Genomic DNA, 14331 nt, shown 5'->3' on the forward strand with positions numbered 1-14331 from the left:
GCTCGAACCCTTGCCAACGGCAAACGTTGGTTGAGGTTCGGGCCTTGTGTGCGTCTGCGGCCCAGGTCAAGGCGTGACGTCGACCTGCGGATCGAGGAGCATTTCGAAGGGCCGACTGTGCTCGACTCGAGCTCTTCCCAACCCGCGATACTGAGACCATCGCCCTTGAAAAGAGCGGCCGGTAGGCGACGAGCATCACCTCAAAGCCCACCACTCGACGGGGCTCTGTCCGAGAAGGTCGTTCGCCTCTTCGAAGAGGGCTGATCACTCGTGCGCTCAACTGGACAAGTGGTGCGTCGGCCCTCATCGGTGCGGAAACCCTCTCCTCCGGACGGAGATCGTCCGACCGTTCCGTACGTGGTTAACATGCGACCATGGTTGAATCTTCTGCTTTCGGGTCTCCGAAGCTCTCCGTGCAGCCCGACGTTCGCGTTCTCGGCGCCCGCGAACACAATCTGCAGGATGTCGACCTCACGGTGCCGCGCGATGCAACAGTCGTCTTCACCGGTGTGTCTGGCTCGGGAAAGTCCTCGCTGGCGTTCGGGACGCTGTACGCCGAGTCGCAGCGACGCTATCTGGAATCGGTCGCACCCTACGCCCGACGCCTGATCGATCAGGCGGGAGTGCCCGATGTCGACTCGATCACGGGGATGCCCCCGGCGGTCGCCCTGCAGCAGCAGCGCGGTGCCGGTAACGCACGATCGACCGTGGGCAGCATCACCACGTTGTCGAGCTTGATACGAATGCTGTACTCGAGGGCCGGGGACTATCCGGATGGGCAGCCGATGTTGTATGCGGAGGACTTCTCCGCGAACACGGTCCAAGGAGCCTGCTCGGAATGCCACGGCATCGGCCGCGTCTACACGGTGAACGAGCAGCAGATGGTCCCGGACCCATCGCTCACCATCCGCGAACGCGCCATCGCTTCCTGGCCGACCGCGTGGCACGGCCATCAGCTGCGCGACGTACTGGTTGCTCTTGGTTACGACGTCGATGTGCCGTGGCGGGACCTGCCGAAAGAGGACCGGGACTGGATCCTCTACACCGATGAGACCCCCTTCGTTCCGGTCCACTCCCGGCTCACCCTCTCTGAGTCCAGAGCTGCGATCAAGGCAGGCGTGGAGCCGAGCTACTCGGGCACGTTCGTCGGGGCTCGTCGGTACATTCTGGACACGTTCGCGAACACGAAAAGCGCCTCGATGAAGCGGCGCGTCGCGCAGTTTCTCACCGCTGCCATCTGCCCGGCCTGTGATGGCAAGCGGCTGAAGCCCGAGGCGCTGTCCGTCACGTTCGAAGGATTCGACATCGCCGATTTCTCCCGACTGCCGCTTCGGGAACTTGCCACGATCCTTTCGGGAGTCGTTGCCCGCCTGGAGGAGCACGGAGCCGCTTCTCCCGGCGCTGCCTCTGCGCGAGCCGCATCGCAGGAGCATGTCGCTGCTGGCGGTTCCTCGCCTGCCGCCGCGGCCGATGTGCGACCCACCCTGAGCCGAGCGCCAGAGAAGCGTGCTGCTGCGGTCCAGCTCGCATCGGGGGTGCTGCAGCGACTTCGTCCACTGGTCGATCTGGGGCTGGGCTACCTGTCGTTGAGCCGGACGACGCCGACGCTGTCGGGCGGCGAGCTGCAGCGGCTACGGCTCGCGACGCAACTCAGCTCTGATCTCTTCGGGGTGGTCTACGTCCTCGACGAACCCTCGGCGGGGCTGCATCCGCAGGACGTGACGGCGCTCCTCGGGATCCTCGACGGACTCAAGGGGAAAGGTAACAGCCTGTTCATCGTCGAGCACTCCGTGGCCGTGATGCGGCACGCGGACTGGTTGGTCGACATCGGCCCGGGCGCCGGTGAACACGGCGGCCGAGTGCTCTACAGCGGCCCGCCCGACGGGCTCGCCGATATCGAGGAGTCCGTGACACGCGGGTACCTCTTCGGTGGCCGCGGTCTCCCTCTTCGCACACCCCGTGAGGCACGCAGCTGGCTGTCCCTGGAGAACGTGACGCGGAACAACCTGCACGACCTCACTGTCGATATCCCATTGGGTGTCTTCACCGTGGTCACGGGCGTGTCCGGGTCCGGCAAGTCGAGTCTGGTCAGCCAGGCGCTTCCGTCGCTGCTTGGCGATCGCCTTGGCCGGGCCGTCCCGGCCGATGACGAGCCGGTCAGCGACGAGTCACTCCTCGCGGATGCGCCGGAACGTCTCGATGGACGCGTCGCCGGGCCCGTCACCGGTGTACGCCGGCTGATCGTCATCGACCAGCGGCCCATCGGCCGGACGCCGCGGTCGAACGTCGCCACCTACACCGGGCTGTTCGACCACGTACGTCGTCGATTCGCAGACACCCCGGAAGCTCGTTCCCGCGGGTACAAGCCCGGCCGATTCTCCTTCAATGTCGCCGGCGGGCGCTGCCCGACCTGCGAGGGCGAGGGATCGGTGATGGTCGAGCTCCTCTTCCTGCCTTCCGTGTACACCGAATGCCCCGACTGCCACGGCACCCGATACAAGGCGTCAACGCTCGAGGTCACGTGGCGGGGGCGCACGATCGCTGACGTGTTGTCGATGAGCGTCGAGGAGGCGAACCTGTTCTTCGTGGGCGATGAGGAGATCACTCGATCCCTGGCCGCTTTGTCGGACGTTGGACTCGATTACCTCCGACTGGGTCAACCGGCAACGGAACTCTCGGGGGGTGAAGCCCAGCGCGTCAAGCTGGCGGCCGAGCTGCAGCGTGCGCAGCGTGGGGACACGCTGTACGTATTGGACGAGCCGACGTCCGGGCTCCACTGCGCCGACACGGATCGTCTGGTCGCGCATCTGCAGACGCTGGTCGATGCGGGCAACACGGTCGTCGCCGCGGAGCTGGACATGCGCGTTGTCGCGGTGGCCGATCACGTGATCGATCTTGGACCCGGCGCGGGCGACGCCGGCGGGACCGTGGTTGCAGCGGGTACGCCCGCCTACGTCGCGGACAAGGGCGTCGGTGCTTCCGCGGGCTACCTTGCCGCCGCACTGCAGGCAGCTACCAACGCGACCCCATTGTGACGAGTGTGTCGCTGTGCGATATGAACATCGCACAGCGACACACTCGACGAGGTCGGGGTTGGAACCTTGAGCTGGCCGACGGCGTCCCTGGGCCACCGCACCACCGGGCCCTCACGAGGACAGCAGGGCGATCAGGCCACCTGCCGTGCGTTCGTCGATCACCAGGTCCGACACCACGCCCGCGCGCAGCGCCCCCAGCGTCCCCTGGATCTTGTTGTCACCCGCCACCGCGCACAGCCTGCGGTTCACACGCCGCAGCTCTGCGGGGGAGGGCCCGGAGGCCCGGCGGTTGAGCGCGATCCCGGCATACGACCCGTCCACCCGCAGGAAGTGCGTGGCGACGTCGCCGACGACGTGCTGGTCGGCGAGCTCGCGCACCTCCTCGGGGCGCAGGTAGCCGGTGGAGTAGACCTGGCTGAGCAGCCGCCCGCGGAAGGCCCCGACGCTGAACACCGCGATGTCGCAGGTGCGCCGCAGCTCGAGGATCCGGCGCACGGATCCCTCACGCCACAGCGCCTCCTTGGTCTCGGCGAAGTCGAAGAACGCCGGGGCGGGGAAGTGGTAGAGCTCGGTGTCGTAGGCGCTCGCGAAGCGATCGAGCAGCTCGGTGGTGTAGCGGACCCCGGAGGTGCGGGCGTTGGCCGCGCCGTTGAGCTGCACGACCACCGACCCGGTGGTGGGGTGCGGCACGAGATGCCCCGCGATGGCGGATGTCGTCGTGCCCCACGCGACCGCGAGGGTCATGTCGTCGCCCATCCACGAGTCCAGCAGGCCGGCGGCGCGCCGGGCCACGGCCTCCAGCCGCTGGGGATCACTGGCCGAGGACGACACGGGCACGACGTGCGCCTGCACCCCGAAGGCGTCGAGGAGGGTGCGCGCGGTGTGGTCGGTCGGCCCGTCGGGCGCCGCGACCGTGATGCGCACGATCCCCTCGTCCCGGGCCCAGCGCAGCAGCCGCGAGACGGTCGACCTCGAGACGCCGAGGTCACCGGCGATCATGTCCATGGTCTGGTCCTGCAGGTAGTACAGCTGCGCTGCGCGGTAAGCGGCTTCACGATCGTTCACGAGCCTCGCCCCCTCCTGCACGTTCGTGCAGACTGCTTGAGCATACGTGCAGGGCGGCGCATGCTCGATGCAGAGACCAAGATGCACCACGGGGTGCACCCACCGAGCCGCCGGTCGACACCGGCACAGAAAGGGTCGTGAGGACCATGGCCGCCACACCGATGACCTCCACCGCACTGTCCGCGACGAGCCGCGCCGACGCCCTCGAGGCGATGACGACCGGCGAGCCCCTGGACCTGCTCGTCGTCGGCGGCGGCGTCACCGGCGCGGGCATCGTGCTGGACGCCGCGAGCCGGGGCCTGCGCGTCGGCATCGTCGAGGCCGAGGACTGGGCCTCCGGCACCTCCCAGTGGTCCTCCAAGCTGGTCCACGGCGGCCTGCGCTACCTCTACCAGCTCAACTTCGCCCTCGTGGCCGAGGCCCTCAAGGAGCGCGGCCTGCTGCTCACGACCCTCGCCCCGCACCTGGTCAAGGCCCAGCCCTTCCTGTGGCCCCTCAAGCTGCCGGTCGTCGAGCGGTCCTACAGCGCCGTGGGGGTGGGGATGTACGACGCCCTTGCGCTCGTCGGGGCCAAGGGCACCAAGACCGTCCCGCTGCAGAAGCACTACACGCGCCAGGGCGCCCAGGAGCTCTTCCCCGACATCCGCGACGACGCGCTGACCGGCGCGATCCGCTTCTACGACGCCCGCGTCGACGACGCCCGCCTGGTCATCGACCTGGTCCGCACCGCCACCGGGTATGGCGCGCTCGCGGCCACCCGCGCGCGAGTCACCTCCTTCGTCAAGGACGACACGGGACGGGTCGTGGGGGCCGAGGTGCACGACGCCGAGGGCGACCGCGACCTGACGATCCGCGCGCACCGGGTGGTCGCCGCCGCCGGCGTCTGGACCGAGGACGTCGAGGCGATGACGGGCTCCGACCAGGGCCTGAAGGTGCTGGCGTCCAAGGGGATCCACATCGTCGTGCCCAAGGAGCGGATCCAGGGGGAGACCGGGCTGTTCCTGCGCACCGAGAAGTCCGTGCTGTTCGTCATCCCCTGGGAGCGCTACTGGGTCATCGGCACGACCGACACCCCGTGGGAGCAGGACCTGCGCAACCCGGTGGCCACCGCCGAGGACATCGACTACGTCCTCGAGCAGGCCAACTCGGTGCTGGCCCGTCCCCTGACCCGCGACGACATCATCGGCACGTATGCCGGGCTGCGCCCCCTCCTGCAGCCCCACCGCGGCAGCGGCGGGTCCTCCACCAAGGTGTCCCGCGAGCACACCGTGGCCGAGGTCGCCCCGGGGCTGTGGTCGATCGCCGGCGGCAAGCTGACGACCTACCGCGTCATGGCCGAGGACGCCGTCGACGTCGCGCTGGGCGAGGAGGCGGCCGAGGCCAACCCGTCCGTCACCGAGCACACGCCGCTGGTCGGCGCGGCCGGGTTCGACGCCTACCGCCACCAGGCTCCGCGCATCGCCGCCGCCTACGGGTGGAGCGCCGAGCAGGTCGAGCACCTGCTGTCCCGCTACGGCGCAGAGCTCCCGGCCCTGCTGGCCCTCGTCGACGCCGACGCCTCCCTGGGGGAGCCGCTCACGACCGCGCCCGCCTACCTGCGGGTGGAGGCGGCGTTCGCCGTCACCCACGAGGGCGCGCTGCACCTCGAGGACATCCTCATGCACCGCATCCGGCTGCACTACGAGACCCGCGACCGGGGCGTCAGCGCTCTCGACGAGATCGGCTCGATCGCCGCACCGCTGCTCGGCTGGGATGACGACGACCTCGCGCGGGAGCAGGCGGCCTACCGCGCCCGCGTGGCGGGCGAGGCCGCGGCGGAGCAGGAGCGGACCGACGCCGCCGCCTCCGCGGCCCGCGCCCAGGTCGCCGGCGAGGCGCTGCCGGCCTCGTCCTGAGCGACCCGGTCGGCCTGACCGACCCGCTCGACCGCTAGAACAACCCACCCCCCGGGCGCCATCACCGTCCCGGCCGGGGCGACTGCAGGACAACGACGTTCACCAAGGAGTCAGCCATGCCCATCTTGCTCACCGCTGCCCTCGCCCAGGCGGCGATCGCCGCGCCACCGGCCGAGCCCGTGCCGCTCGGCACGGTCTTCGCCCACGAGCTGCTGGGGACGATGATCCTCATCGTGCTCGGTGCGGGCGTGGTCGCCAACGCCCTGCTGCCCGACTCCAAGGGCAAGGGCGGCGGCAACCTGATGATCAACGTCGGGTGGGGCATCGGCGTCATGGCCGGCGTCTACGTCGCCTTCAAGTCGGGCGGGCACCTCAACCCCGCGGTGACCCTCGGCCTGTGGGCCAACGGCGCGGACTTCGCCCCCGGCGTCCCGGCCGGCGCCACGACCGCGCTCGTCTACATCGCCGCGCAGGTCCTCGGGGCCTTCCTCGGCGCGGTCCTGGCCTGGCTGGCCTATCGCGACCACTTCGACCGGGAGGCCCCCGCCGGCGACAAGCTCGCGATCTTCTCGACCGGCCCGGCCATCCGCAGCTATGGCAACAACCTGATCACCGAGGTCATCGCGACCTTCGTGCTCGTCTTCGTCATCGTCACCTTCGGGCAGAACCCCGCCCAGCTCGGTCCGCTGCCCGTCACCCTGCTGGTCATCGGCATCGGCGCGAGCCTCGGCGGGCCCACCGGCTACGCCATCAACCCCGCCCGCGACCTCGGCCCCCGCATCGCCCACGCCCTGCTCCCGATCAAGGGCAAGGGTGGCAGCGACTGGGCCTATGCCTGGGTCCCCATCCTCGGACCCGTGCTCGGCGGCGTCCTCGCCGGTGTCGCCGCCACGGCGTTCGTCGGCTGATCGACATACCGTCAACCCAACTCACAAGGACGTGAAGGACAACTCATGAGCCTCAACACCCAGAAGTACGTCATGGCGATCGACCAGGGCACGACCAGCTCGCGCGCCATCCTCTTCGACCACTCGGGCCGGATCGTGAGCACCGGCCAGCTCGAGCACGAGCAGATCTTCCCCCGGGCCGGGTGGGTGGAGCACGACCCCAAGGAGATCTGGCGCAACGTCCGGCAGGCCGTGGCCCAGTGCCTCGCCGCCTCCAAGGACATCAACAGCTCCAACATCGTCGCGGTCGGCATCACCAACCAGCGCGAGACCGCGGTCGTGTGGGACAAGACCACGGGCGAGCCGGTCTACAACGCGATCGTGTGGCAGGACACCCGCACCGACAAGATCTGCGACGAGCTCGCCCAGGGCGACGACGACCGCTTCAAGGAGCGCTGCGGCCTGCCGCTGGCGACCTACTTTGCCGGCCCCAAGGTCAAGTGGATCCTCGACAACGTCGACGGCGCTCGTGAGAAGGCCGAGCGCGGCGACCTGCTCCTCGGCACCACCGACTCGTGGGTCGTGTGGAACATGACGGGCGGAGTCCAGGGCGGCGTCCACGTCACCGACGTCACCAACGCCAGCCGCACGATGCTGATGAACCTCGACACCCTCGACTGGAACCCCGACATCTGTGCCGCGATGGGGATCCCGATGTCCATGCTCCCGGAGATCAAGAGCTCCTCCGAGGTCTATGGCGAGGGTCGCAAGGGCGGCTTCCTCGTCGGCGTGCCCATCGCCGGCATCCTCGGCGACCAGCAGGCCGCGACGTTCGGGCAGGCGTGCTTCGAGCGCGGCATGGCCAAGAACACCTACGGCACCGGCTGCTTCATGCTGATGAACACCGGCGAGGAGGTCATCCACTCCCGCAACGGCCTGCTCACGACGGTCTGCTACAAGATCGGCGACAACAAGCCCGTCTACGCCCTCGAGGGGTCGATCGCCGTGGCCGGCTCGCTCGTGCAGTGGGTCCGTGACAACCTTGGGCTGATCAAGGACGCCGCCGAGATCGAGACGCTCGCCACCACCGTCGACGACAACGGCGGCGCGTACTTCGTCCCGGCGTTCTCGGGGCTGTTCGCGCCGTACTGGAAGGACGACGCCCGCGGCGCCCTCGTGGGCCTGACGCGCTACGTCAACAAGGGGCACATCGCCCGCGCCGTGATCGAGTCCACGGCCTTCCAGACCCGCGAGGTCGCCGAGGCGATGGCGGCCGACGCCAAGGACGTCGACATCGAGCTCACCGAGCTCAAGGTCGACGGCGGCATGACCGCCAACGAGGCCCTGATGCAGTTCCAGGCCGACCAGCTCGGCGTAGCCGTCGTCCGCCCCCAGGTCGCGGAGACGACCGCCCTCGGGGCGGCCTACGCGGCCGGCATCGCCGTGGGCTACTGGGACGGCGAGCAGGACGTCATCGACAACTGGGCCGAGGACGCCCGGTGGGAGCCCCAGGTCGACGAGGACGAGCGCGAGCGCACCTACCGCCTGTGGCAGAAGGCGGTGACCCGGACCTTCGACTGGGTCGACGACGACGTGCGCTGACCGAGCGTCTCGCGATCCGGCTCCGGCCGTATGCCGGGAGGGCCCCACCCCACGAGGCGGTGGGGCCCTCCCGGCATACGAGGGGTGTGTCTGGCAGGGTGGCCCCATGGGGGAGACGATCGACGAACCGACCGACCTGGCCGCGGCGCTGAAGTCACCCGCCCACCGGCCGAGCCCACGCGCGAGGACGCTGTGGCTGATCCACTCCGTGCTGGGGTCGCTGCCGTTCCTGGTGGCGGTGGGCGCCTGGTGGTGGTTCGACGAGGAGCGCCGCACCTGGTCGACCTGGGCGTTGGCCGCGCTCGCGGTGATCACCCTCGTCGACATGGTGGTCGTCCCGCGCTGGCGCTACGCCGTGCACCGCTGGGAGTGCAGCCCGACCGCCGTGTTCACCCGCACGGGGTGGTGGACGCAGGAGCGCCGCGTCGCCCCCATCTCGCGGGTGCAGACCGTGGACCTCGAGCGTGGCCCGATCGCGCGGATGCTGGGCCTTGCCACCGTGACGGTGACCACGGCGTCCTCTGCGGGGGCGGTCGAGCTGGAGGGACTCGACCTGGAGACCGCCGAGCGGGTGGTCGCCGACCTGACCCGCATCACCGACCAGACGCCGGGGGACGCGACGTGAGCGACCCGACCGAGCGCACCGAGGCCGATCGGGTCGGCATCGGCACCGGTGGCGAGATCGAGCCGCGGACCGGCCCGGCGGAGATCCCCTGGCGGCGGCTGAGCGGGCGCATGCTCCTCATCCACCCGCTGCGCAGCCTCAAGGAGCTGTTCCCCGCCATCCTGCCCGCCCTCGTCGTCGGCAACGCGCGCGTGGGCATCGACAACCAGTGGTGGAACCTCGGCGTCGGCGCCGTGGTGCTCCTGGTCGCGGTCGTCACCTGGGCGACCACCCGCTACCGCATCGCCGACGGGCGGGTGCAGCAGCGCAAGGGGCTGCTCAAGCGCGAGACCCTCAACGTCCCCATCGACCGGGTCCGGTCGGTGGACCTGCAGGCCTCCCCGCTGCACCGCATCCTCGGCCTGTCGACGGCACGGATCGGCACGGGGGTGGCTGGCGGCAAGCCGCTGGTCCTCGACGGGCTGACCACCGGCGAGGCAGCGATGCTGCGCGCCGAGCTGCTGGTGCACCGCGGGTCGATCCAGGAGACCCATGCCCCCTCCACCACGGCGGTGGGCGAGGGGGAGGGCGAGGGCTTCGACGCGCAGCGGACGACCACGACCGGCGGGCCGTCCGGCGCGCCCGAGCCCGAGGTGCTGTCCCGCTTCGACCCCCGGTGGGTGCGGTACGCCCCGCTGTCGACCAGTGGGCTGCTGATCGCGCTGGCCATCGTCGGATTCGCGGGACAGCTCGCGGGCCAGGTGCTCAGCGACCAGGTCGTGGCCCAGCTGACCAACGCCTCGCAGCGCTACGGCATCGTCGCGATCGTGGCGGCCCTGGCTGTCGCCGCCGTGGTCTTCGTGCTGGTGTGCGCGCTGGTGGCCTACGTCCTGGCCTACTGGGGACACACGGTGACCCGAGAAGGGGACCGGCTGCACATCGCGCGCGGCCTGCTCACCGTGCGCTCGACCACGATGGACCTCGGCCGGCTGCGGGGCGTGGCGATGGGGGAGAGCCTGCCGGTCCGGGCGGCCCGCGGCGCCAGCCTCAAGGCCGTGACGACGGGCATCGGTGGACAGGGCGCCGACGAGGGGGTCGGCTCGAGCTCGGGCTCCGGCCTGCTGCCCCCCGCCCCGCGCCGCCACGTCCAGGCGCTGGCCACCCGCCTGCTCGGCGAGGACCGGCTCGGCGCGCCGCTGACCGGTCACGGCCCGGCCGCCCGGCGCCGCCGCTGGAGCCGGGCGCTGCTGTCCGGCGTGCTGCTGCTGGTGCCGCCGCTCGTGCCGGTGCTGCGGGCGGGGTGGTCGTGGTGGTGGGTGGCGCCGTTCGCCATACCTCTGCTGCTCGCCCCGCTGCTCGCCGAGGACCGTTGGCGCAGCCTTGGTCACGCCGTCCTCGGCCGGCCCGGCGAGGCGCGGCAGCTGGTCACGCGCGCGGGCAGCCTGCACCGACGGACGGTCGCGCTCGACGCCGACGGCATTATCGGGTGGACGGTGCGGGAGACCTTCTGGCAGCGGCGTGTCGGCGTCGCGACGCTGGTGGCGGCGACGGCGGCGGGGTCGCAGCACTATGACGTGGTGGACGTGCCGACCGACCGGGCGTGGCAGATCGTGACCGACGAGCTGCCGCTCGGCCTGTCGCAGACCCGCCGGGGGTAGGTCCGTCGACCTGGCGGACGAAGGCCGGTCGATGGCCCTACCGGGGGCGGGATCATCGGCCCGGGGGACGAAGGCCGGTCGATGCCCCTACCCCCGGTAGGTCAGATCCAGGAGGGGAACCACATGCGCAGCTGCCAGTCGGCGTACGGGATCACCTGCGCGGTGTAGACCGGCCAGAAGAACACGAAGCACGCCACGCACAGCGCGACGAAGGTCCCCGCCACGGTCAGCCCGGCGCGTCGGCGCGCCACCGAGGCCTCCGGCCGCCCGATCACGAGGCCCAGCAGATAGGTGACGGCGAGCACGAGGTAGGGCACGAACACCACGGCGTAGAACGTGAAGATCGTGCGGTCCTGGTACATGAACCACGGCAGGTAGCCCGCCGCCACCGCCACGACGATCGCGCCCGCCCGCCAGTCGCGCCGCAGCAGCCACATCACGAGCAGCACGACCAGCGCTGCGACGGCCGTCCACCACAGCAGGGGCGTGCCGACCGACGTGATTGCCTTGGCGCAGGAGTCGACGGCGCAGCCCTGCTCGCCGCGCTTGGGGTTCTGCCAGTAGAAGGAGGTGGGGCGGCCCTGCAGCAGCCACGACCAGGGGTTGGACATGTAGGGGTGCGACGCGGTGATCGAGCGGGCGGACGTGAACATGTCCTGGTGGTAGTGCAGGAGCGAGCGCAGCGCGCCGGGGACCCAGCTCCACAGGGGGTCGGCGGGGTGGCTGTCGGCCCAGTGCCGGCCGTAGCCGTTGTCGCTGCGGAACCACCCGGTCCAGCCGGCGAGGTAGGTGCCGACGACGATCGTCGTCATCGAGACGAAGGCGGTCACCCCGTCGACGAGGATCGCGTTGCGGGCCCAGTTGACCTCGCCGATCGCGCGCCGCGCGGACAGGTCCCAGGCGACCGTGAGCAGCCCGAACGCCGCGAAGTAGAACCCGCCGGACCACTTGGTGCCGATGGCGAGACCGAGGCAGAGGGCGGCCACCAGCCGCCAGGGCCGTATGCCGAGGCCGATGCGTCCGTAGGTGACGTCACGTCCCTGGGCTATCAGCGTGGCGGCGTGGTCGGCGAGCCGTCGCCGGGAGTGCTCCCGGTCCGCCACGAGTGCGCAGAACGCGGCGAGGACCCAGAACATCAGGATCATGTCGAGCAGCGAGGTCCGCGAGTGCACGAAGTGGTGGCCCTCGGCGGCCAGCAGGATCGCGGCGACGACGCCGAGCAGGGTGGAGCGGAGCATCCGGCGGGCGACCAGCCCGAGCATGAGGATGGACAGGGTGCCCATCAGCGCCACGGTGAACCTCCACCCGAGGGAGCTGGTGGGGCCGAAGGCCAGCTCGCCGAGCGCGATGCACCACTTGCCGATGGGTGGGTGCACGACGAAGTTGCCCGCGGTGCCGAAGACGTCGGTGGTGCCGTGGGTGAACGGCACGTCGTGACTGGTGATCGAGGACTTGGGCGTCAGCTCGACGCCGCTCTTGAGCAGGCCCACCCCGTCCTTGACGTAGTAGGTCTCGTCGAAGATCAGCTCGTGCGGACGCCCCACGTCCCGGAAGCGCAGCACGCCGCCGACCAGGGTGACCAGGCCGATGAGCAGCCAGGCCCGTAGCGTGTCGGTGAGCGGCCGGCCGATCAGGCGCTCCCTCAGCCGCAGGGCGAGGTCGGTCGGTGGCGTCACGCGCCTCATCGTAGGTGCAGCGGGGTGCGATGATCGACGCGTGACGCCCGCTGCCGACCCCTCGCGCGACCTCCGCCGGTTCGCCTGGCTCTCCATCGCCGCGGCCATCGCGACCATCACCCTCAAGGCCGGAGCCTGGCTGCTCACGGGCTCGGTGGGGCTGCTGTCCGATGCCGCGGAATCCGTCGTCAACCTCGTGGCCGCCGTGGTCGCCCTCGTCGCCCTGACGGTGGCGGGGCGCCCGGCCGACGACGACCACCATTTCGGGCACGCCAAGGCTGAGTACTTCTCGGCCGCGGTGGAGGGCCTGATGATCTTCGTGGCGGCGGGGGTGATCCTCGTGACCGCGGTCGAGCGCTTCCTGCATCCGCAGCCGATCGACAACGTCGGTGTCGGCCTGGGCGTCTCGGTCGTGGCCTCGGTCATCAACGGTCTGGTCGCGGTGGTGCTGGTGCGCGCGGGTCGGCGGCACGACTCGATCACCTTGCGCGCGGACGGTCAGCACCTGCTGACGGACGTGTGGACCTCGGTGGGGGTGGTCGTGGGTGTCCTGCTCGTCGCCCTCACGGGGTGGCAGCGGCTGGACCCGGTCGTCGCCTTCCTCGTCGGCATCAACATCGTCCTCACCGGCGTGCGGCTGCTGCGCGAGTCCGTGGGCGGGCTCATGGACACCGCCCTCCCGGAGGAGCGGCACCGCGAGATCGCCGCCGCGCTGCTGCCGTTCGCGTCCGACGAGGTCGACTTCCACGGCCTGCGCACGCGCAAGTCCGGTCACCACGAGTTCGCCGAGCTGCACCTGCTCGTGCCCGGCCACTGGACCGTGCGGCGCGGCCACGACCTCACCGAGGACGTCGAGCAGCACCTGCGCCGGGCGATGCCGGAGCTGCGGGTCGTCATCCACCTCGAGCCGCTCGAGGACCCCCGGTCCTACGACGGCGTCCCGGTCGACCTGGGTGAGCTGCCCGCGGGGCCGCAGGGCCGGACGGACCTGGGCCGGGAGGGGATCGTATGACGCCGCCCGCCGCCTCCCCTCCCGCCGCCAGGCCGGGGGAGGGCGTGCTCGTCCTCGCCGCCACCCCGATCGGCGACCCGCGCGACGCGGCTCCCCGCCTCGCCGACGAGCTGACCGCGGCCGACGTCGTCGCCGCCGAGGACACCCGTCGGCTGCACCGTCTCTGCCAGGCCCTCGGCGTCCAGCCGGGCGGCACCGTCCTCAGCTATCACGAGCACAACGAGGCCTCGCGCACGCCCGACCTGCTGGCCAGACTCGAGGCAGGGGAGCGGGTGCTCGTCGTGACGGACGCGGGCATGCCGTCCGTCTCCGACCCGGGCTATCGCCTGGTGGCGGCCGCGGTCGAGGCGGACGTCCGGGTGACCTGCGTGCCGGGGCCCAGCGCGGTGCTGATGGCCCTCGCGGTGTCCGGGCTCCCGGTCGACCGGTTCTGCTTCGAGGGCTTCCTCGCGCGCAAGGCCGGGGAGCGGGCCCGCCACCTCGCCGAGCTCGTCGGCGAGCGCCGCACCATGATCTTCTTCGAGGCGCCGCACCGGCTCGACGCGACCCTTGCGGCGATGGTCGAGGCCTTCGGCGGCGACCGGCGGGCTGCGGTGTGCCGGGAGCTGACCAAGACCTACGAAGAGGTCGTCCGCGGCCCCCTCGTGGAGCTGGTGGAGTGGGCGCGCGGCGAGGTGCGTGGCGAGGTCACCGTGGTGGTCGAGGGGGCGCCCGCGGTGGTCGTCCGGGCCGAGGACGCCGTGGCGCTGGTGCTCGACCGGGTCGCCTCCGGCGAACGGCTCAAGGACGCGTGCGCCGCGGTCGCCGCGCAGACCGGCGCGGCCAAGAAGGCGCTCTACGACGAGGCGCTGCGCGCCCGGCATACGGACCGGTAGTCCCAGGGGGCGAGACCCCCGA

10 protein-coding genes are annotated in these 14331 nt (G+C 70.9%); 8 read left to right on the forward strand and 2 right to left on the reverse strand.

Translation table 11 applies throughout. The features are described from left to right. Nucleotides 1-374: 374 nt before the first annotated feature. Nucleotides 375-3035 carry an excinuclease ABC subunit A gene (locus ACF3NS_RS07455; RefSeq protein WP_392468947.1) on the forward strand — a complete coding sequence of 887 codons (2661 nt, stop codon included), beginning with the start codon at nt 375-377 and terminating at the stop codon, nt 3033-3035. Between the two features lie 111 nt (nt 3036-3146). On the opposite strand, the gene ACF3NS_RS07460 is transcribed toward ACF3NS_RS07455, so the two are convergent. After that, nucleotides 3147-4100 (reverse strand): sugar-binding transcriptional regulator, encoded by a 954-nt coding sequence (locus tag ACF3NS_RS07460; RefSeq protein ID WP_288799230.1) that lies wholly within the window; start codon nt 4098-4100, stop codon nt 3147-3149. Between the two features lie 161 nt (nt 4101-4261). Here ACF3NS_RS07460 and ACF3NS_RS07465 point away from each other — a divergent pair, with 161 nt between their 5' ends. The 5 genes from ACF3NS_RS07465 (at nt 4262) to ACF3NS_RS07485 (ending at nt 10746) form a co-directional block, all read left to right on the forward strand. Then, the gene (locus tag ACF3NS_RS07465) at nt 4262-5995 is read left to right on the forward strand and encodes a glycerol-3-phosphate dehydrogenase/oxidase (protein ID WP_392468949.1); all 1734 of its coding nucleotides are present in this window, start codon (nt 4262-4264) and stop codon (nt 5993-5995) included. Between the two features lie 116 nt (nt 5996-6111). Further along, nucleotides 6112-6903, forward strand: coding sequence for an MIP/aquaporin family protein (locus ACF3NS_RS07470; RefSeq protein ID WP_154593309.1), 792 nt, complete (start codon nt 6112-6114; stop codon nt 6901-6903). A 45-nt stretch (nt 6904-6948) separates the two neighbouring features. Next, nucleotides 6949-8484 (forward strand): glycerol kinase GlpK, encoded by a 1536-nt coding sequence (glpK, locus tag ACF3NS_RS07475; RefSeq protein WP_392468952.1) that lies wholly within the window; start codon nt 6949-6951, stop codon nt 8482-8484. A 106-nt stretch (nt 8485-8590) separates the two neighbouring features. After that, nucleotides 8591-9109, forward strand: a complete 519-nt coding sequence (locus ACF3NS_RS07480; RefSeq protein WP_392468953.1) for a PH domain-containing protein — start codon at nt 8591-8593, stop codon at nt 9107-9109. Further along, nucleotides 9106-10746 carry a PH domain-containing protein gene (locus ACF3NS_RS07485; protein WP_392468955.1) on the forward strand — a complete coding sequence of 547 codons (1641 nt, stop codon included), beginning with the start codon at nt 9106-9108 and terminating at the stop codon, nt 10744-10746. The genes ACF3NS_RS07480 and ACF3NS_RS07485 overlap by 4 nt, the downstream gene beginning before the upstream one ends. Before the next feature lie 101 nt (nt 10747-10847). Here the strand turns inward: ACF3NS_RS07485 and ACF3NS_RS07490 are convergent, their stop codons facing one another. Further along, nucleotides 10848-12431 (reverse strand): phospholipid carrier-dependent glycosyltransferase, encoded by a 1584-nt coding sequence (locus tag ACF3NS_RS07490; protein WP_154593305.1) that lies wholly within the window; start codon nt 12429-12431, stop codon nt 10848-10850. A 31-nt stretch (nt 12432-12462) separates the two neighbouring features. Here ACF3NS_RS07490 and ACF3NS_RS07495 point away from each other — a divergent pair, with 31 nt between their 5' ends. Then, nucleotides 12463-13434 (forward strand): cation diffusion facilitator family transporter, encoded by a 972-nt coding sequence (locus tag ACF3NS_RS07495; RefSeq protein WP_392468957.1) that lies wholly within the window; start codon nt 12463-12465, stop codon nt 13432-13434. Further along, on the forward strand, nt 13431-14309 hold the full coding sequence (gene rsmI / locus ACF3NS_RS07500) for a 16S rRNA (cytidine(1402)-2'-O)-methyltransferase (RefSeq protein ID WP_154593303.1): 879 nt from the start codon (nt 13431-13433) through the stop codon (nt 14307-14309). The genes ACF3NS_RS07495 and rsmI overlap by 4 nt, the downstream gene beginning before the upstream one ends. The last annotated feature ends 22 nt before the right edge of the window (nt 14310-14331 follow it).

The organism is Arsenicicoccus cauae (genome assembly GCF_043162025.1).
In the GTDB taxonomy this organism is placed as follows: domain Bacteria; phylum Actinomycetota; class Actinomycetes; order Actinomycetales; family Dermatophilaceae; genus Arsenicicoccus; species Arsenicicoccus cauae.